The 18650-nt window shown below is 66.9% G+C and carries 15 protein-coding genes; 5 read left to right on the top strand and 10 right to left on the bottom strand.

The genetic code is table 11. The annotated features are described in order from the left end of the window. Positions 1–8: 8 nt before the first annotated feature. The 4 genes from PPSIR1_RS47570 to PPSIR1_RS08595 form a co-directional block, all read right to left on the bottom strand. A complete protein-coding gene (locus tag PPSIR1_RS47570; RefSeq protein ID WP_157595336.1) occupies positions 9–752 on the bottom strand; it encodes a hypothetical protein in 744 nt (247 codons plus the stop codon). A gap of 160 nt (positions 753–912) precedes the next feature. Beyond that, a complete protein-coding gene (locus PPSIR1_RS47565; protein ID WP_157595335.1) occupies positions 913–2088 on the bottom strand; it encodes a hypothetical protein in 1176 nt (391 codons plus the stop codon). 10 nt (positions 2089–2098) lie between these two features. Then, the gene (locus PPSIR1_RS47560; RefSeq protein ID WP_157595334.1) at positions 2099–3997 is read right to left on the bottom strand and encodes a hypothetical protein; all 1899 of its coding nucleotides are present in this window, start codon (positions 3995–3997) and stop codon (positions 2099–2101) included. Between the two features lie 460 nt (positions 3998–4457). Continuing rightward, positions 4458–5441 (bottom strand): hypothetical protein, encoded by a 984-nt coding sequence (locus tag PPSIR1_RS08595; protein WP_006970635.1) that lies wholly within the window; start codon positions 5439–5441, stop codon positions 4458–4460. Positions 5442–5580: 139 nt separating this feature from the next. On the opposite strand from PPSIR1_RS08595, the gene PPSIR1_RS08590 reads away from it, so the two are divergent. After that, positions 5581–7314 carry a hypothetical protein gene (locus tag PPSIR1_RS08590; protein ID WP_157595333.1) on the top strand — a complete coding sequence of 578 codons (1734 nt, stop codon included), beginning with the start codon at positions 5581–5583 and terminating at the stop codon, positions 7312–7314. Between the two features lie 20 nt (positions 7315–7334). Here the strand turns inward: PPSIR1_RS08590 and PPSIR1_RS08585 are convergent, their stop codons facing one another. Genes PPSIR1_RS08585 through PPSIR1_RS08575 form a run of 3 tightly spaced genes read right to left on the bottom strand, consistent with a single transcriptional unit; the run spans position 7335 to position 12074 of the window. Further along, positions 7335–7769: an SRPBCC family protein gene (locus tag PPSIR1_RS08585; protein ID WP_006970633.1), complete on the bottom strand. Its 435-nt coding sequence runs from the start codon at positions 7767–7769 to the stop codon at positions 7335–7337. Positions 7770–7812: 43 nt separating this feature from the next. Then, positions 7813–10119, bottom strand: coding sequence for a YncE family protein (locus tag PPSIR1_RS08580; RefSeq protein ID WP_006970632.1), 2307 nt, complete (start codon positions 10117–10119; stop codon positions 7813–7815). Further along, positions 10119–12074, bottom strand: coding sequence for a c-type cytochrome (locus tag PPSIR1_RS08575; protein WP_086001147.1), 1956 nt, complete (start codon positions 12072–12074; stop codon positions 10119–10121). Before PPSIR1_RS08575 ends, PPSIR1_RS08580 begins: the two co-directional genes overlap by 1 nt. 253 nt (positions 12075–12327) lie before the next feature. On the opposite strand from PPSIR1_RS08575, the gene ruvX reads away from it, so the two are divergent. From ruvX to PPSIR1_RS42215, 4 genes are all read left to right on the top strand, one after another. Further along, the gene (gene ruvX, locus PPSIR1_RS08570) at positions 12328–12798 is read left to right on the top strand and encodes a Holliday junction resolvase RuvX (protein WP_006970630.1); all 471 of its coding nucleotides are present in this window, start codon (positions 12328–12330) and stop codon (positions 12796–12798) included. Next, the gene (gene mltG, locus PPSIR1_RS08565) at positions 12795–13976 is read left to right on the top strand and encodes an endolytic transglycosylase MltG (protein WP_006970629.1); all 1182 of its coding nucleotides are present in this window, start codon (positions 12795–12797) and stop codon (positions 13974–13976) included. The genes ruvX and mltG overlap by 4 nt, the downstream gene beginning before the upstream one ends. An 82-nt stretch (positions 13977–14058) precedes the next feature. Then, positions 14059–15150, top strand: coding sequence for a PEGA domain-containing protein (locus tag PPSIR1_RS08560; RefSeq protein ID WP_006970628.1), 1092 nt, complete (start codon positions 14059–14061; stop codon positions 15148–15150). A 35-nt stretch (positions 15151–15185) separates the two neighbouring features. Continuing rightward, a complete protein-coding gene (locus PPSIR1_RS42215; RefSeq protein ID WP_198154481.1) occupies positions 15186–15701 on the top strand; it encodes a DnaJ domain-containing protein in 516 nt (171 codons plus the stop codon). Positions 15702–15714: 13 nt separating this feature from the next. Here the strand turns inward: PPSIR1_RS42215 and hisB are convergent, their stop codons facing one another. The 3 genes from hisB to PPSIR1_RS08540 all read right to left on the bottom strand — a co-directional run bounded on the left by hisB (position 15715) and on the right by PPSIR1_RS08540 (position 18650). Then, positions 15715–16332, bottom strand: coding sequence for an imidazoleglycerol-phosphate dehydratase HisB (gene hisB / locus PPSIR1_RS08550; RefSeq protein WP_006970626.1), 618 nt, complete (start codon positions 16330–16332; stop codon positions 15715–15717). Between the two features lie 2 nt (positions 16333–16334). Next, positions 16335–17954 carry an Hsp70 family protein gene (locus PPSIR1_RS08545; protein ID WP_006970625.1) on the bottom strand — a complete coding sequence of 540 codons (1620 nt, stop codon included), beginning with the start codon at positions 17952–17954 and terminating at the stop codon, positions 16335–16337. A gap of 102 nt (positions 17955–18056) precedes the next feature. After that, complete coding sequence (locus tag PPSIR1_RS08540; RefSeq protein WP_006970624.1) at positions 18057–18650, bottom strand: polysaccharide biosynthesis/export family protein; 594 nt, start codon at positions 18648–18650, stop codon at positions 18057–18059.

The following is an 18650-nucleotide window of genomic DNA, read 5'->3' as shown; positions in this document are numbered from 1 at the left end:
ACCACAGCCTACTTCGTCCTAAAGAAAGATGTCCCTCGTTTCGAAACAACCTCGCCTTTCACTTCATCAAGCTTCGCCAGGAGTTCACGCTGACGCCCTTCAACTGCATCAAGCCTGGCTAGAATTTGATTCAAAACAACCGCTATATCCACATTCTGATCACTCGACTCTGCTCCTTCGACATCACTCCTAACACTCCCCCCATCTTTACCACTCGCATCCCACTCGACAAGATTGCCCCCCCAACTAACCATTTCCCCTGTAGCACTGTCCATAAACCCGTCAAGCCCCGTGTTTCGAACCCTCTGCCCCTCATCGAATGTTCCGTAGAGCACATTGGCCCCAACCTTCACCATGTTTTTGGTAGCCACCCCACGGACACCACGAAACCTTCGAACTTGTGAGACCAGGCTACTCCACATAGGCTGCTCCTGAGGTACTTCCTCACTCAGTTCAAACCACCGATTACTCAAAAACCGCCCATCCTTCATCTGTTCATTGATGGACTCATTCGCTCCCCTCAGAACATCTGAATATGTGTCTGCAAGCCTATATGCCACCCCGTGAGTCCTTGCCAAAACTTCTGACAGCCCGGAGTCAGCCCAATTGACACCAACAGTAGCACCGACCACCACAACACTTTGCCTCCCATGATTGTCCGCAGTATGCGCACACGTCACGACGGTTGCAGTTTTTACCTCTGAGTCACCGAACGTCACTCCAAATTCCCTCGTCACCTCTGCCCCACCCATGCGATAGAGAGATTTCAATACTTCCCCCCATGGGACTTGAGTCAGTTCACGCTCCTCCCGGTCAAGGCCACTGAGCCCTGGTGGCACTACAAGTTGAAACTCCCGGGTTCGGTCAGAAACTCGAAACCCCTTGGCCCAGACTTGGACGACTGTTTTATTATCACGCATCACCACCCCACATTCGTGCCAATGTCAGGTTGTCCTGAAACCCGACGTCACCAGGGAATTGCACTAGCGCTTGCTCTGCCAACTGTACTCCTCGACCAGGATCCTTCTCATAAGCCAGAGAAACGAGAAGGAGTTCTTCCCATACACGCCTGTCCCCCGCGTTTTTCTCCGCATAAACTCCGAGCTCTTTTCGGTACTCGGCAATTTCCTTCCGACTTAGAGTTCCACGTCGAAGATCCCTCCCACGACTGAACAAGTCACCATCACTTTGATTCGATACGCTCACGTCGTCTGTAGAAACCATAATTCCGCCTTCATCCACTCGCTCCAACTCATCGGCAAGCTCAGCCAGATCAAAGTCACCGTTAACAAGAACACGCCGTAAGGTTCTCCGCCAAAAATCCCGTTCATCGGCAGAACATGGTGACTCAGCACACCACTGTTCTACCCCAGCATCATCAAAGTTATACGCCTTCAGACCTAGGCTACACTCTGCTGCAAGCACGACGACTTCACCATCATGCTTCCTCTGAACCTGAGGCAGTGGCATTCCACCCTGAGACACTTTTCCACACATCCTCAAAACATGCCTCGGAACCCGATCGTGTTTAAACGCAGGATATGAAACATCAATAACCCCCTGTCCACCATCACCCAAATAGAGGCTCTCAAGATCAATTGCCACAAACTCTCCCGAAGTTCGACGACCTACGTTCCGGGGACAGATATCAAAATGAACCCAGTTCCCAAATTCCGAACTTCGCAAAGAACGAAGCACTTGAACAGAGTCATTCCTCCCCGTCTCCCCCGCTCGGATCTGGGACATCAGGGGTGTCACTTGCTCCATTCCGATCAAGAGCCCCGAAAGCCCTTCCCCTTCCCACAGATCCACACTCAGTATCCTAACAATCGGGATCTGAGCAACTTTCGCCATACATAATCGTTTTGCAACCCTCTCCAACCGAGGCATACCAATCAACCGCACCCCCTGAGCACCAGCACTATGACCTCGCCCACCAATAAACTTGAGATAAGCAGGAACACCTCCCGACCTAAGCCACGTAGCACTCGCATGAATCGAGTGTAAAGCCATCATTCCTCCAGGAGCGTCAACAACCTTGACATCCGCCCACTCTCCGGCCGGCAGTTTGGACAGAAACGCATCCACCGGACTTCTTTTAAAGGCCATAGTGTCGCCCCCACGCCCACTGACCATTGTCAAATGTCACCATGGCAAATTCACCATCGTAGTCCCAGCACATACCTGACGGCAAACCACTCAGCTCAGCCGATGACCACTCTGGACTTATCTTTACTCCTGACCCACCGACAACCCCCAACCGCAGCATTCCTTCTTCGTCAACCCACAGAAGCATCGGGCGGGTTTCTGAAAGCGCAAATGTGCATGGAGCTTCCGCATGGACCTTGCCCAGGTCAAACGGCGCGCCCTCATCACCAAAATACAGCCTGTCATTCGTTTGCTCAACCAGCACATACCCTGAGCCATTCACGGCCAATTCCACGTACGTGTCAGGCATCTCCATTTCTTTCGCTACCCTGAACCGGTGCCCTAGTCGGCCATGAGCGTCGACCTTGATTCCTACAAACGACGATCCATCATGAACGAGAACGCCTGTTTGATCCACAAGCATCGCGCACGCAAAATGCTCTGACTCCCCAACAAAGCCCTTCGCATAGTCTTTCACATCCCACTTGTCACGGTTTAGACCAAAGGAGTACAGAGACCCATCCGAGGCAACTCCTACTAAAATAGTCTCGCTAACGGGGACCCATGCACTGACCTTCAGTGGCAATTCGACTGGCGACAGCCCCTGAAACCGAGAGCCCAGCCATAGGATCTCAGTATGCTGAGGCCCACAAAAAACATTTCGCCCAAAAGCCGCAGCTGTAACCCTCTCTTCCCCAGGTGCCATCCCATTGATAGTCACTGTCGATTCAACAACTTGTTCATGGGTTCGCCTATCAACAGACACTTCGATCAAGCGACTCAAATCATCAGAAACACAGACAAACCTCGACTCCCCGGTTACAGGGATGCTACACAACACTCGCCCGGGTGCCCCACGCTTCTCCCGTGCCAGACGAAACTCAGGGACAGCCGATGCCTCTAGAGGGACCACACCATTCGTCACAGTTCCCAGATCAACCTGGGGTAGAGACCTCACGTCAGATGCATCTTCAGATTTTGTCAGGGCCTGGTGGAGGGTCCAGACCCAAGCTCGAACAAGACTGTCGGGACTCCTTTCTGCTATAGGGGGCAGCCTCTCCAATGGTTTCGCCTGCCCCTGACTGCTATCAGCAGCGCCTGTGTCGCTGATGACAGACACCCTAAATATCTCATACTCAAACCTGTCCCCATCACTCTCTTGACCATCCAAGTAGAACGCGAGTTGCTTGTGAACATCATCGACAATACCAGACTCACAAGCATCATATTTTGTCAACATTACGCATAGCGGCGTATCGTTTTCGACAGACTCATGTATCATTGACACAACATGATCTCTGTAGTTTTTTCCTTGATGGTCTTGAACTTGATATCGATACGGATCGACAAGCAACATTACCGCATCTGAAGCCTCAAGAGCATTGTTCGCTACAGAATCGGACTTCTCATATGAGCCTCCCATAATGTCAGGAAGAAGGATGTACCCAAGCTTCCCAGAGACTGATCGGGCCTCCAACAGATAGGAGCTCGGCGCATCTGTCCCTGGCGGCCACCTACACTGACTCACAAACAACTCGTTGTGTTCCGATAGAACAGTCCGGGTGGTCTCGGCGAGCGGGACGAGGCCCAGAACTTTGTACGCCGGATTGTTCTCCTCCAGTGCCCGGATTTTCTTGCTGCTGTTTGGCACAGCCAACGAAACTCCATGCTTTGCGATGTCACAGAAGTGAATTGCAGTAAGAATCGAGCATGTTTTTCCACTCCCCTGGTAGCCCCATGTTGGGATATTCAGAAGCCGTGGGAACCGTTTTGACTGCGCCTTGAATTCATCTCGAATACTCTCGAAGAATGGAAGCGAACTCAACGAGGGCGTGGAGGGCTCACTCATAACAGAAATCTATACTGAGAATGAAGGATCATTCAAGTCCCTTTGCTGCTCCGAACCTCTCTTGCGAAGAAGACGTGAGCTTTGACTCGCCTTTCACTTGCCATTGGGCTCACGAGCCGGTTTAGGCTAGTCGAAGGTCTTCGCCAGGTTTGCTGGTTTGGCGAGGAGAGAACGGAGTTCAGCACCATGCCAGCCCCAACCGAAAACCCTGGGTGATCAGCCAGTCGACGATGGGGCGCCGGGTTTTGAGCCGGCTCAGTACAGATTTCGTGGTGGAGCTTGGCTTTCTTGCAGGCGGAGGACTTGATATACGAGGGAGAGTTAGATGATAAAGGCCCAGACGCAAACAGCGCAGAGGGTGTAAGGACGGACTCTTCACAAAGCCTGGGGCATGGCTTACGTGTGGCTCCTGGGGGGACGACAACCTCCAAAGAAGACCCGTTCATTCTAAGAGAGCGGCTCACAGCTGGCCGAGCTGGAGCGCCAGGGCCTCCAGCTCGGCAGTGGTCAAGCTCATGCTCATGAAGGCCTCGCGCTCGCGGGCCTCGAGCTCGGCGCGCTGGGTCGCCGCCTCCAGGCCCGGGACCATGGCGCCGAACATCGGCAGCATGGCCGTGGCCTGGTCGATGAGGGCCTGGGCCTGGGCGGGCTCCTCGAAGCCCCCGCGCACGCTCACGAGCAGGCCCTCGCGCACGTCCACGCTCAGGCCAAAGTCGAGGATGCCCGCCATGTCGGCCTGGAGATCGTCGCGCATCGACTGATCGAGGGTTCCAGCGATCCACGCGCTGGACCGCGGATCGATGCCGCGGGTGCGCCCGGGCTCGGCGATGCCCGGCGTGCCTTCGCAGCGGCTCCGGGCCTCGAAGCTGCCCCGGTGGACCTCGCTGACCAGGGCGACCAGGTCGGGGGTCACCAGGTAGGCCGCGCCCTCGTCGAGGGCGAAGACGCCGAGGCCCGGGTCGCCGGTGACGGGCACGGGGCCCGTGATCGGCTCGGCCGGCTGCTCCGCGTCGCCGTCTTCCAGGGCCTGGATGATGCAGCGCGCGGTGTCTGGCACGCCGATCCCCTGGGCCGCGATGACGATGACCAGCTCCTCGGTCTCCGTGTCGAAGGCGAAGCCGACCTCGTAGAAGTCTTCGAGGGTCACGCCGCAGCCCCCGGGCCCGTCTTGCAGGGCCTCGGGCAGGTCCGTGGCGAGGGCCTGGCGGATCGGCCCCCACAGCGGCGAGCCCCGCAAGCTCGACACGTCGACGCGGGCGAGGACCGGCAAGCCCGCTGGCAACAGCTCCATGGCCCGGGCCGCGTTGCGAACCGAGCAGGCCTGGGGCGCGGCGGCTTGCTCCGGGAGCTCGAGGCGCACGGGCTCGGGGGCGACCTCCGCCGTCTCGGTCGGAGCGCTCGGGCCCTTGGGTGCGCAGCCCACCGCTGCGAGAAAGATCAGCACCTTGGGAGCCCACCGCACCCTCGGAGTCTACCGCCTCCCTCCAGGCTCGCTATCCTGCTCCCCCCCCCAGACCGAGCCGCAGGTCTGGGAGGTGGTTCTCCAGGGCACGGCCGGCCCCGGCGTGCTACCCTCGGCCACCATGGCCCGACGTACGGCACCGCGTAGGCGGGTGGTAGTCGGTGGCGGCGGTACGCGGCGCACGATCAAGGCGCCCTCGACCAACGCCCGTGACGAGCTCTCGCTAGATGACCGCCCGCTGGCGGTGACACCCAGCGAGGATGGGCGCCTGCTCGTGGTCAGCCTCCCGTGGGAGCTGTGGATCGTCGACGCCCGCACCCTCGCGGTTCAGCGCACGATCCCCCTCAAGAGCGCCCGCCCCTCGGCCTGCGAAGGCTGGGACGGCGCGCTGTGGATCGGCGGGCAGCACCTCAACCGCGGCAACCTCCAGGCGGCCTCGGCGACCAAGGTCGGCAGCAAGCTCGGCGGCTACGTCGACCGCGTGGCGCTGATCCGCGACGACCTGCTGTGCGGGGTCGGGTCTAACGGCGAGATCCTGTGGGACATCGACCGCCAGACTCCGGTTCACCGGCGCAAGTCCAGCTCCCGCGCTCGGGTCGAGGTGGTCGCCAGCGCCGACGGTCGGGCCGTGTTCTCCGACGGCAGCTCGAGCTGCTGGGTCCTCGACCCGGCCCACACCGAGGGCTACGGCCAGCTGCGCATGGCGGCCACGAGCCCCGCCCAGGCCGTCGCCCCCGGCGAGGCGATCGTCGCCCTCGGGACCACGACCAAGGGTCGGGTCGTGCTCGCCGCGCGCGACGGCGCCGTGGCCTGGACCGCCCGCGACCTGCGGCTGGCCGGCGAGCGCATGCCCGCCAAGGGCGGCGAGGCCCTGGCCGTCGCCGGCGACGAGCGGTGGATCTACGTCCTGCGTCGCCGCGGCCTGCTGCAGCGCTTCCTGATCAGCCAGCCCGCCGAGGTCCAGCGCCAGCAGCAAGACGGCGGCAAGAAGAAGAAAAAGCGCAAGGGCATGCCCAAGCCCAAGCCGGCCGAGCCCGTCGAGGCCCTGCCCGAGGCCCAGCAGGTTCGCCTGGACAAGCTGGCCTCGACCCTCGCCCTGCTCGCGCCCAACCCAAACCCCAGCGCCAGCGCCAGCGCCAGCGCCAGCGCCAGCGGTGCCAGCGCGGCGCCCATCAAAAAGCAGCTCGTGCTCGCCGGGCCCAAGGCCGACGGCCAGCTCGGCCGGCTGTGGCTCGCCGATCCCGAGGCCCTCGCGTGGGAGCCCCTCGAGCTGCGCGAGCGCGAGCTCGTCGCCCCGCCCCCGCCGCCCGACCCCGACGAGAGCTCGACCCCCGAGCGGCCCAGCTTCATCGCGACCCGCAACAAGCCCCAGGGCCCCAAGCTCTCGACCATCAACGTCGACGACATCGTCGGCGCGCGCGTCGACTACTGGCTGACGACCAGCGTCAACTCGATCCTCGACCGCCCCGTCGAGGCCAAGACCCTGGCCCAGGTCGACACCCTGCTGCCCGCCGACGCCCTGCTGCTCCCGGCCATGGTCCGCTTCTCCGAGGGCACGGCCCGCCCGGCCCTGGTCCTGTGGCCCGGCCTCACCCTCGACAGCGAGGCGCCCACCCCCGAGCTCCAGTGGCTGGTGTGGGGCGACGAGCCGCGGGGCTGGATGGCCCTCGAGACCCCGCAGATCCGCAAACAAAAGTGGTCGCGGACCGCCGTGTTCCCGCTCCAGGTCGCGCTCGCCTGCGTGCCCGAGGGCGCGCCCGGGCGCCGGGCCAAGCTCGACGCGCGCTGGAACGACCGCGAGCACTTCCTGGCCCTGGCCCGGGAGTGCAAAAAGCAGCTCAAGGTCCTCTGGTAGCGAGCTTCGCCGAGTCTGGACTACGCGCCCTCGACGTGGGCGCGCAGGCGATCGAGCTGCTCGCGGTCCGACTCGGCGACGCGCCGGGCGACGCCGCGGCGGAACAAAAAGCCCAGCCCCGTGGTGTCCACGTCGACCTTCAGGCTCACGACGGTGTTGCCCTCGGGCGAGCGCTTCAGCGCGTAGCGACGCATGACCATCACGCCGCGCTCCGCCCAGACCAGCGCGAAGCTCCGCCCCACCTCGTAGTCCTGGATGGAGTGGTCCTGCGCCTTGCCGCCGGCGTGGAGGGTGACCACGGCGAGGTCGCGCATGCCCCCCTTGGGGCCCGCGCCCTGGTCGACGCCGCCGCCGAACCACTTCGGGGCGGACTTCCAGTTGGTCAGCGCCTTCCAGACCGCGGCTGGGGGCCGCGCGATCGGGAGGTCGATGTCGAGGAGCGAGCCGGGAGCCATGTCAGCCGATCATGGCACACCGACGCGCCCCCACGCGACGGCCCTACTCGCTGGTCTCGGGCTTCACCTCGACGACCTCGATGTACTCGCTGGTGCGCTCGCGCAGCTGCTTGCCCGTGCGCGCGTCGAACACCCGCCCGTCGCCCGCGTTGACCGTGAGCAGCCGCGCCCCGTCCCCCGACCACTCCAGCTCCACGCTGCGGTGACGTCGGGGATCGTCGGGGCGGTTGAACAGCTCTTGACTCCACAGGCGCTCGCCCGCCTCGCTGTCGATGACCGAGACCTGCAGCTCCTCGTTGACGTCGAAGCGGCCGTTGGAGCGGAACTGGACCACGGCGACGAGGCTGCCGTCGGGGCTGGCCTCGAGCTCGCGGCCCTGACCGGGCGGGAGCTCGACGAAGCGGGTGCCCTCGGCGCTGACGATCGCCAGGTCCGTGGCCATGCTCCGGAAGGTCAGGTACCAGCGGCCCTGGCGGTCGGCGGTGTACTCGTCGAGCTCGCGCTCGGACCAGTCGAGGTCCGGGTCGATCTCGGCGAGGCGCCCGAGCACCGACTCCTTGTAGTTGTAGCGGATCCCCTCCCAGGCCTCGTACTCGGCCTTGGGCAGCGCCGCGTTCTCGCCGAGCTTGCCGTCGACGATAGCGAGGCTGCGCAGCGGCGACGAGGGCTTGCTGTCACGGTAGACCATCAGCCCGGACCCGTCCGCGCTCGGCGCGTAGTCGAGCTGCGCGACGCCCCAGTCGACCTCGAGGCGCTCGGTCACGAGGGCCTCGCCCGTCGCGGTGTCGTACAAGCTCGCGTAGTAGCGAGAGCTCGTGCTCGTGACCAGCAAGGCCCGGTCCCTCGACACGTAGAACATCCCCTCGGGGGCGGCGCCGTGGCTGCGGTCGACGGCCTCCCGCCGACCCTTGGCCACGGCGTCGAAGCGCAGGCTGTAGCGCTGAGCCCAGGCCACCTCCTCGCCCTCGGGGCTCAGGGCGCCCATGCGCACGTCGATGGGCGGGAAGCCCAGATCGAGGTGCCCCTCCGTCGCGACGTCGCCGTCGACCACCACCCGCGCGGGCTTTTTTTGGTCGAGGGCCAGGCGCACCCCGTTGACCACGCTCGCGTGCATGCGCTCGAACTGGTCGTCGTCGATGCGCCGCTCCCAGTTCTGCTCCTCGGTGGGTCCGGGCAGCTTGACCCGGGTGTGGCTCAGGCGCTTGGACATGCGCTCGGCGAAGCGCGAGTCCGGGTGCAGATCGCCGACCTCGTCGCGGCGCTCCCGGGGCTCGGGGTGGGGCGGGACCTCGGCCAGGCTCAGGTCGACCAGCGTCCCCCGGCCGTCGCCGTGCTCGAGCAGCAGCTGCGTGGCCGAGACGAAGTGCATGCGCGGGCGGACCAGGGTGGTCGTGCGCCCGGCGATGAGCTTGCGCGGCCCGCCCTCGAGGTCGATGAGCTCGACGCTCCACTGCCGGGTCTTGGCCTTGGGCCGGCGCAGGCCCGCGATGGTCTTGCCGTCGGGCGAGAGCGCCAGGTCGTTTTGGTTGGGCCCGCGGTCGAGCTCGAAGGGCTGGGGCTCGCCCACGCGGCGCAGCTGATCATCCGCGAGGGAGATGGCCTGGATGCGCAGGGGCTGCGCCAAGACCACGGCGAGCTCGGGCGCCTCGCCCACGCCCCCGGCCATGCGGATCTGCCACGGACCAAAGCCCGGCTCGTCGAGGGCCGAGAGCAGCTTGCCGGTGCGGTCGTAGAGGCGCAGGACGTGATCGATGCCCAGGACCAAGTAGCGCTCGCCGCCGTCGAGGGCGTGGACCTCGAACAGCGGGTCGCTCGGCGGCAGGGTGAAGCGCTCGACGTAGCGGCCCTTGCCCTCGGCGTCGACCTCGACCTCGCCGAAGTGGCCGGTGTTGGTGGTGTCGATGTGCGCGATGGCGTAGCGCCGGCCCGCGTCGGCGCCCGCGGGCTTGGCGATGGACATCGCCCGCGGCTCGAAGATGGGCAGGCTCAGGGCGTGCAGCTGGGAGCCGTCCGCGGCCTGGAGCTGGGGCCACAGCATCACCGTGCCGTGCTGATCGAGGGTCAGCGCGGACTCGGCCCGGGGATCGGCGACGACCTCGGTCAGCCGCCCCTCGGGCGCGCGGCCCCAGTCGAGCTCGGCCATCCGCGGCCCGCGAGGCTCGGGCCCCGCGTCGACCTCGGCCGTCTCCGTGTCCCCGACGTCGCTCATGGCGTCGTCGACCCCCGTCGCGCTCGCGCCCTGGTTGAGGCTCTGGCACGCCAGCGCGCTCAGCCCGAGCAGCGCCAGGCCCAGGGCCCCGGACTTCGCCAGCATCATCGTGTTCGAGTTTGGGTTGTTCGGGTTCGCCATCACAGCACCTCCAGGTAGGCGACGAGGTCGTCGCGCTCGGCGGGGCTCAGCCCGGAGAAGTCGGCCATCTCGTGGATGGTTCCGCGGTCGGTGACCAGGGTGTGGAGGTCCTTGGCGCTGCCGTCGTGGTAGTAGGGCGACGAGTGGCTCAGGCCCAGGAGGCTCGGCGTGTCGACGACCGCCATGCTCGTCTCGAGGTCGTGCTGGCTGTGGTCGACGAAGCGATCGCCCGCGTGGCAAGCGTTGCAGGCCTCGGCCTCGAACACCTGTCGCCCCCGCTCGACCGCCTCGGGGTCCTTGGCCGACTTGGGCTTGGGCGCCGGCAAGCTCTCGAGGTAGGCGACGAGGGCGTCGAAGTCGGCCTGCTTGACCTCGTCGGGCGTGCCCCCGAGGCGGAACATGGTGTGGTGCAGGCTCGCGTCGAGGTCCGGGTCCTGCCCGTCCCACTTGAAGGGCTCGGTCTGGGTCACGCGCCCGGCGAGCACCGGGGCCTGGAGCGTCGACTTGCCCAGGCGCCAGGTCAGGCCGTCGGCGCGCGCCTCGGGGTGGCAGTTGGAGCAGGCCAGGGTGCCGGCGTCGGAGGTCAGCGGGTTGCTGCGGCGGAACAGGTCCGCGCCCCGCTCGACGAGCTCCGAGCGCTTGGCCTCAGCCAGCTCCGGGCCGGCCTCGAAGCTGCCGTCCTCGACGTCCACGCGCACGAGGTTGCGGCGGAACTCGCAGTGCACCCACAGCCCGCCCTCGCCGTCGAGGACCAGGCCGTCGGCGCCGCAGGTCTTTTGGGCCTTGGCCCGCTTCATGCCGTTGCCGTCGAGCTCGGCGACCCAGGCCAGGTCGAGCAGGCCCGAGCTCGGCGCGCGCACGGCGAGGATGCGCTCGTCGCCGTAGCCCGCGACGTAGAGCACGTCCTCCTTCGCGTCGTAGGCCATGGCGTGGGGCTGGTGGACCGGGATCTCGAGGTGGTTCGGCCGCGCGCCCAGGGCCCCGTCGCCGGCCATCATGCTCAGGCGGTGGACCATGGGGCGGATCGACTGGTCGCCGCCGCCGTAGGTGTCGTTGCGATCTCGAGCCGGGACCCGGCGCAGCTGCGGCGTCGCCAGCTGGTTGGCGGCGACCAGCACGTCGTCGCTGAGGTAGGCCAGGGCGAAGGCGCCCCGGGAGTAGCGGCGCCCGGTCTCCACGGGCACGGCGAAGCGGCTGCGCGCCTCCTCGATGCGCGCGACGGTGAAGGTGTCGCCCCAGCCGTCATCCTTTTCGACCAGGCGCACGTGATCGCGGGGGTCGAGGGCCTGCCAGGTCATGAGCTCGCCGCGGACCAGGTCGACGAAGGCGACGGAGCCCGTGGTCAAAAAGCCCACGGCCGCGACCTCGCCCGAGGACGCGACCGCGACCCCGCGGGGCTCGGGCATCAGCTCGAGGCGCCAGCGCAGCTCGAGGGTCTCGGCGTCGAGGGCCACCAGCTCGTGCTCGGCGACGCTGGTCGCGAGCAGGGTCTCGCCGTCGGGGGTCAGGGCCAGGCCGTGGGGCTCGCGCAGCTCGACGGAGCTCTGCTCGGCCAGGCCCGCTCCGCTCGCGTCTCCGGGCGCGACGCGGACGATGCGGTCGCCGTGGCGATCGGCGAGGAAGAGCTTGCCCGCGCCGTCGTGGACGATCTCCCCGGGCGCGCCCTCGAGGGTCAAGGCCGCGAGCGCCTTGCCCTCGCGGTCAGTCCGGATCAGCGAGTGGGAGCCGCGGTCGACGACCAGAAAGCCGTGGGCGTCGGCGACGATCGTCCCGCCGTGGTTGCCGACGCTCGCGCTCGTCGGGCTGCCCAGCTTGGCCTCGCTCCCCTCGGCGCCAGCGGGGCTCGGCGTCGCGGCCCCCGTGCCCGGCTCGATCGCGCGGGCGGTCAAGGTCCAGGCGCTCAGGGCGAGGGCGCCCGCTCCCACACAGATCCACATCCAAGGTCGTCGCATCATGGCTCGCTTTCGTCGGTGTCCGCCGGTGTCGCTCGGCCCCTGCCGGACGCGGGCCCGAGCAGGGATGATTCCCACCAGCGACCGATGCTACGCGCGAGTCGACGTCGGGGTCCGCCATCGAGGACGCAAAAACGCAAATTGTCATCGATTACGGCCGAACGGAATGGACCGCAGGGTCTCCGCGTCGTGGCGCATCGACCTTTGGTTCAACCTTTCGCTGGGCCCGCGAGCCCGTGCTACAAGACCTCCGCTCATGCGCGTTCTCGCCCTGGATGTCGGCTCGAAGACCATCGGCCTCGCGGTGAGCGACGTCGGCGGGAGCATGGCCCACGCCCGCGAGGTCTTGCGCCGCCAGGGACACAAGCTCGACAGCGCCGCGGTCCTCGCCCTCGCCAGCGAACTCGAAGTCCGCGCCCTGGTCGTCGGCCTGCCCCTCGAGCTCGACGGCAGCGAGGGTCACCGCGCCCGGCTGGTCCGCCGCTTCTTGAAGGTGCTCGAGGCCGCGATCGCCGAGGCCGAGCGCGCGCTCCCGGTGCACACCTGGGACGAGCGCTACTCGACCGCCGCGGCCGAGCGCACCCTGCTCGAGGCCGACGTGTCCCGGGCCAAGCGCAAGCAGAACATCGACGCCGTCGCGGCCCAGTTCATCCTCCAGGGCTGGCTCGACGCCCAAGCTCGCCGGCGAGAGTCCTCGACCCCAGACGACCGCGGAGAGCCCTGGTGAACACCCGCCGCAAGCCCGCCCGCCGCGAGCCGGTGCCCTGGTTCATGCCGCGTCGATCCAAGCGACCGCAGCGCGTGGCCCTGGCCATCATCGTCAGCCTCGTGTGCTTCGCGGGCTTCAGCGCGCGCTCGGCCTACACCCGGCTGATGACCTACCCCGACCGACCCGGCGTCGGGGGCGGGCAACAGATCACCCTGACCATCCCCGCGGGCTCGAGCTTCCCCAAGGTGCTCCAGATCCTCCAAGAGCACGAGGTCATCGGCGCCGACGAGGCCACGGCCTTCAAGCTCTTCGTGCTCCACCGCGGGGCCGCGGGCAAGGTCACCGCCGGCAAGCACACCTTCCGCGGCGACATGACGCCCACGCAGATCCTCGAGGAGCTGATGCACAGCGAGCCCGTGCACGAGCGGCGGGTCACCATCCCCGAGGGCAAGAACTCGCTGCAGATCGCCGAGATCTTCGCGGACGCGGGGCTCGGCGGCGACGAGCAGGCCCTGCTCTACGCCATGCGCGACCCCGAGCTGCTCGCCGAGCTCGGCATCGAGGGCGAGAACGCCGAGGGCTACCTGTTCCCGGACACCTACCGCTTCTCGACCTCGGTCAGCGCCGAGGACATCGTCCGCCGCCTGGTCAAGCGCCACCGCCAGGTCTACGCCGAGCTGCGAAAGCAGCACGTCGACGGGGCCCGCAAGCTCGCCGAGGACTTCGAGTGGGGCGATCCCGAGATCGTGATCATGGCCTCGCTGATCGAGAAGGAGACGGGCCAGGCCGCCGAGCGCCCGCGCATCGCCAGCGTGTTCCTCAACCGCCTGCGCTTCGAGAGCTTCAAGCCCAAGCTGCTCCAGACCGACCCGACGATCATCTACGGCTGCACCGTGCCCAAGCGCGTGTCCGCGGCGTGCGAGGAATTCGAGGGGCGAATTCGTCGGATCCACCTCCGCGATCCGGACAATCCCTACAACACCTATACCCACGAAGGGCTCCCCCCCGGCCCCATCAGCAACCCCGGGCGCGGCTCCCTGGAGGCAGTGCTGGCCCCAGAGCGGACGCGCTACCTCTACTTCGTCTCGCGCAACGACGGCACCCACTACTTCTCCAAGTCTCGGCGCGAGCACGAGGAGGCCGTCGACAAGTTCATCCGCGGTGGGGCAAAGGGCGACGGTTCTGTCCAGGAGTAGCTTCTCAGCCAAGCGCTGGACTGCTGCCCTTTGCACCCGCGCCGATCCGGACGGGGCCCGGCTGCCATGTTATGGTCGCCTCATGTTCCGCCCTGCGGATCGACGTCGCACCCCCGCCGCCCTCGTCACGGCCTTCGCGCTCGCTTGCGCGACCTTGCCGGCCAGCTCCACCGCCTTCGCGGGGGCGCCCGAGGACACGGCCGCGCCGTCGATGGAGGCGCCCAAGGTCGCGATCTTGCCGCTCGTCGTCGAGGGGGAGATGCCCGAGACCGACCGGGCGACCCTGACCACTCAGCTCGTCGAGGGCCTCGAGCGCGGCAGCTTCGACGTGGTCGCGCCCGAGCAGGTCACCGCGGCCCACGGCGAAGGCGACTGCGACAAGGCCGGGTGCATGCGCAAGATCGCCGACGAGACCGGCGCGACGCACATCGTCCGGGTGACCATCGAGGCCGTCGACCGCGACTACACCGTGAGCGTGGCCCTGTTCGACGGCAGCGACGGCAGCTCGATCATCAGCTCCTCCGACGGCTGCGAGATCTGCGGCGTCGCCGACGTCGGCGGCCTGCTGCAGACCCAGGCCGCGACCTTGCGCACCAAGCTCGACGCCCTGGCCAGCGGCCCCGCGACCATCGTCTTGAGCTCCAACCCCGAGGGCGCCGAGGTGACCATCGACGGCGAGGTGTTCGGGACCACGCCCATCGACAAGTCCATCGTCCCGGGCGACCACGTCATCCGCGTATCCAAGGAGGGCTACATCGCCGTCCAGGAGCAGCGCACCTTCGTCGAGGGCGCCCGCGAGAGCCTCGACTACGAGCTCGAGAAGGTCCCCAACCGCCTGCCCAAGCGCCCCTGGGGTTGGGCCTCGCTCAGCCTCGGCATCGTCGGCATCGTCGGCGCGGGCGTGACCGCCGGGCTCATCCACGGCCGCGTCCCCTACCGCATCGGGGGCGCCTGCGACGAGAACGACGACACCAAGTTCGACGGCCAGGACTGCGTGTTCCTGTGGGACACCATGGCCATCAGCTTGCCCCTGGGCATCGTCGGCGGCGCGCTGACGACCTTGGGTGTCGCGGTGCTCATCAACACCGCCAAGAGCCCGACCAAGAAGGCCAAGCTCGAAGAGGCCGCGTCTCGCCTCCAGATTGGCCCGGGCGGCATCGGCGTACGCTTTTAGGCCGTCGCCGCGCCTAGCTGCTACCATCGATGCCGATGAGCAGTTCTGGCATGGGCGCCCTGGTATCGGAGGTCGCTCGGCTCCACGCCGAGATCGAAGAGCTCAGCTACTACGACGTCCTCGGCATCGAGCCGGCCACGGACTACATCGCGATCCGCGACGCCTTCTACGAGCGAGCCCAGCGCTTCCACCCCGACCGCTTCGTCGCGACCGAGGGCGAGTCGGTCAAGCGCGCGGTGTACTCGGTCTACAAGCGGATGACCGAGGCCTACCAGGTGCTCACCGATCCAGAGCTGCGCGCCAACTACGACCGCGGCCTCGGCGAGGGCGTGGTCCGCCTGCCGCCGGCCGATCGTTCCCGCCGCCTCGACGCCGACGAGCGCCAGGTGTCCAACCCCTTCGCCCGCATCTACCTCCGCTCGGCCCGCCAAAAGTTCGAGCGCGGCGACCTCAACGGGGCGTGGATCGACTGCGAGCTCGGCCTCTCCCTCGAGGAGACGCCGCCCCTTCGCAAGCTCCACACCCAGATCGCCAAGGCCGAGACGGCCTAGTCGGCCTGGTCCCCTAAACGATCACGCCCTTGGTCGAGGGCACCGCCCCGAGCATCGCCGGGTCGTGGGCGCAGGCCATGCGCAGCGCCCGGGCCAGGCCCTTGAAGCTGGCCTCGACGACGTGGTGGGCGTTGCCGCCGGCGCGCAGGTGGATGTGCAGGTTCATCCGGGCCTGGACCGCGAGGGCCTGATAGAACTCGCGCACGAGCTCGCAGTCGAAGCGGCCGATCCACTTGCCCGAGATCGCCGGCAGGTCGTAGACGAGGTAGGGCCGCCCGCCCAGATCGAGGGCGACGTCGACGAGGGTCTCGTCCATGGCCAGGGAGAAGTGGCCGTAGCGGTAGATGCCCTTGCGGTCGCCGAGGGCCTGGTCGAGGGCCGCCCCGAGCACCAGGCCGACGTCCTCGACGGTGTGGTGATCGTCGATCTCGACATCGCCCTTGGCCTCGACCTCGAGGGCCATGGCCCCGTGGCGCCCGAGGGCCTCGAGCATGTGCGAGAGGAAGGGCACCGGCGTGTCGACCTTGGGCGGCGCCGGGGCGTCGCCGGGGAGGGTCAGGGCCACGCGGATCTGCGTCTCGCGGGTGTTGCGTTCGACCTGGGCCGTGCGGGCTGCTGGGCTGCTTGTCATGGCTACTGGGGCGGTGGCGGAGGAGAAGCTGGGGTCCGCGCGCGCTCGAGGATCGCGTCGACCTCTTCCTGGGGCAGGCCACCGAGCACGCGCATGGTCGCGATCTGCTCCTGGCCCGTGTCCTGATCGAGGGCGCGGACTTCGAGCAGACCGTCGGTGTTGATCTCGAAGGTCACGGCCACGGTCACCGAGCCCCGCGGGGCCTGGCGCAGGCCCGAGAGGGTCACCTCGCCGAGCTTGGTATTGCCCCCGAACTCGGAGCTCTCGCCCTGGCAGACCTGGATGCGGACGAAGCGTTGGTTGTCCGCGGTGGTCGTGAACAGCCGGGTCTGCTCGACGGGGATGACCGAGTTGCGCTCGATGATGAAGTCGACGTTGCCCCCGATGGTGCCGACGCCGAGGCTGCGCGGGGTCACGTCGAGGAGCACCGCGCTCTGGGCCGCCGAGGGGGCCGAGACGCCGCCGGTGGCCATCGGCACCAACGAGCCGAGCAGCGCCGCGCCCTGGATCGCCGCGCCCACGGCCACGACGCTCATGGGGTTGATCGAGGTCTGCGGCGCCTTGCCGAAGATGTCCTCGACGACCTCGCGGACCAGGGGCACGCGGGTGGTGCCGCCTACGAGGACGATCTCGTCGATCTGCTCCGCGCTCACCCCCGCGACCCGCATCGCGTCCTCGCACACGGGCGTGGTCCGCCGGACGATGGGCTCGACGATGGTCCGCAGGTCTCGCTCGCTGAGGCTGAAGTCGAGGTGGCGGCCGCTGCCCTTGGGGATGTTCTCGACGCGGACCGAGGCGCTGGGCTGCTCCGAGAGCTGAATCTTGACCTGCTCCGCGGCGATGCGCAGCTGCTCGAGGGCCCGGGCGTCGCCGTGCAGGTTGAAGCCGTGCTGGACCTGGTAGGTCGCGACCATGCGCTCGAGGATCTCGGCGTCGAGGTCGTCGCCGCCGAGGAACATCTCGCCCGAGGTCGAGAGCACCTCGAAGACGTTGCGGGTGATCTGCAAGATCGTGACGTCGAAGGTGCCGCCGCCGAAGTCGTAGACCGCGATGCGCCGGTCCATGTCCTCGATGTAGCCGTAGGCCAGGGCCGCCGCGGTCGGCTCGTTGATCACGCGGATCACGTCGAGGCCGGCCAGGCGCGCGGCGATGCGCGTCGCCGATCGCTGGGAGTCGGTGAAGTTGGCCGGGACCGCGATGACCGCCTTCTTGACCCGCTGGCCCAGGGCCTCCTCGGCCATGTCCTTGAGGTAGCGGAGGATCTGCGAGCTGATCTCGACGATGCTCAGCCGGCGGCCGCCGAGCTCGATCATCACCGACTCGTTGGGCCCCTCGACGATGCGGTAGGGCACCGTCTCGCGGTGGCGCTGGACCTCGGGCGAGCTGAACCGCCGGCCGATCAGGCGCTTGGCGCTGTAGACCACCTGGGTCGGGTCGACCGAGCGCAGCTGCTTGGCCTCGTTGCCCACGGCGAACTGCCCGTTGGACAGGGCCGCGACCACCGAGGGCACGATGCGATCGTCACCCCGGCGCACGACCGAGGCGCGGCCGTCGCGAACGACGGCGCAAGCCGAATTGGTCGTTCCCAGGTCGATACCCAGGACGATGTTCGGTTCGGCCATTTGGTCGCCAGTGTATCCCGCGGATTGCTGGGGAGAAAATTCGGTGAGCCTCGCGACCCGAACAAACACACAGTCGCAGCCCGCAGTGGACCGGTCAGGGCGTCAGATCGGGCTCTCGGGCACGAAGATGATGTCCCCGGGCTGGAGCAGGATGTCCGGCTCGCGCCCGTCGGTGATCGCCTTGACCGAGACCTCGTAGGTCTTTTGGCCCCCGTCCGTCTTGCGCGTCAGCCGGACCCGGCGCACTCGCGCGACCTCCGTGAGGCCGCCGGCGTCGGAGATCGCCTGGACCAGGGTCATCTGCTCGACGAAGCCGAAGGTCCCCGGGCGCTCGACCTCGCCCAGGACGCTGACCTCGAAGTTCTCCCGCGCCGTGAGCACCACGGTGACCTGCGGATCACGCAGGTAGCCGTCGGCCAGGCGCTGCTCGAGCAGCCCGGCGATCTCGGCCTGGGTCTTGTCGATGACCTCGACCCGACCGATGAGCGGGAACACGATGCTGCCGTCTTCTTGAACCTGGAAGGTGCCGCCGACCTCGGCCTCGCCGAACACCCGGACCTCGAACACGTCGCCCGAGCTCAGGCCCGAGGTCAGCTCGACCGGCTTGGCCGGCGGGATCAGGCCGTGGTCGGGCTCGAAGCACGCGCCCGCCGAGACCAGCGTCAGCGCGAGCAGCCAGCTCCAGCGCCGCCGCAC

Origin of the sequence: Plesiocystis pacifica SIR-1 (genome assembly GCF_000170895.1) — a bacterium.
Classification (GTDB): domain Bacteria; phylum Myxococcota_A; class Polyangia; order Nannocystales; family Nannocystaceae; genus Plesiocystis; species Plesiocystis pacifica.
This window is presented reverse-complemented; position numbering and strand designations above follow the sequence as displayed.

Bases quoted from the DNA above. Each gene is read 5' to 3' on its own strand.
- PPSIR1_RS47570 (WP_157595336.1), bottom strand. From the start codon at position 752: ATGGGTGGGGCAGAGGTGACGAGGGAATTTGGAGTGACGTTCGGTGAC.
- PPSIR1_RS47560 (WP_157595334.1), bottom strand. From the start codon at position 3,997: ATGAGTGAGCCCTCCACGCCCTCGTTGAGTTCGCTTCCATTCTTCGAG.
- PPSIR1_RS08590 (WP_157595333.1), top strand. From the start codon at position 5,581: ATGGCCCGACGTACGGCACCGCGTAGGCGGGTGGTAGTCGGTGGCGGC.
- PPSIR1_RS08585 (WP_006970633.1), bottom strand. From the start codon at position 7,769: ATGGCTCCCGGCTCGCTCCTCGACATCGACCTCCCGATCGCGCGGCCC.
- PPSIR1_RS08580 (WP_006970632.1), bottom strand. From the start codon at position 10,119: ATGGCGAACCCGAACAACCCAAACTCGAACACGATGATGCTGGCGAAG.
- PPSIR1_RS08575 (WP_086001147.1), bottom strand. From the start codon at position 12,074: ATGATGCGACGACCTTGGATGTGGATCTGTGTGGGAGCGGGCGCCCTC.
- ruvX (WP_006970630.1), top strand. From the start codon at position 12,328: ATGCGCGTTCTCGCCCTGGATGTCGGCTCGAAGACCATCGGCCTCGCG.
- PPSIR1_RS08560 (WP_006970628.1), top strand. From the start codon at position 14,059: ATGTTCCGCCCTGCGGATCGACGTCGCACCCCCGCCGCCCTCGTCACG.
- PPSIR1_RS42215 (WP_198154481.1), top strand. From the start codon at position 15,186: ATGAGCAGTTCTGGCATGGGCGCCCTGGTATCGGAGGTCGCTCGGCTC.
- hisB (WP_006970626.1), bottom strand. From the start codon at position 16,332: ATGACAAGCAGCCCAGCAGCCCGCACGGCCCAGGTCGAACGCAACACC.
- PPSIR1_RS08545 (WP_006970625.1), bottom strand. From the start codon at position 17,954: ATGGCCGAACCGAACATCGTCCTGGGTATCGACCTGGGAACGACCAAT.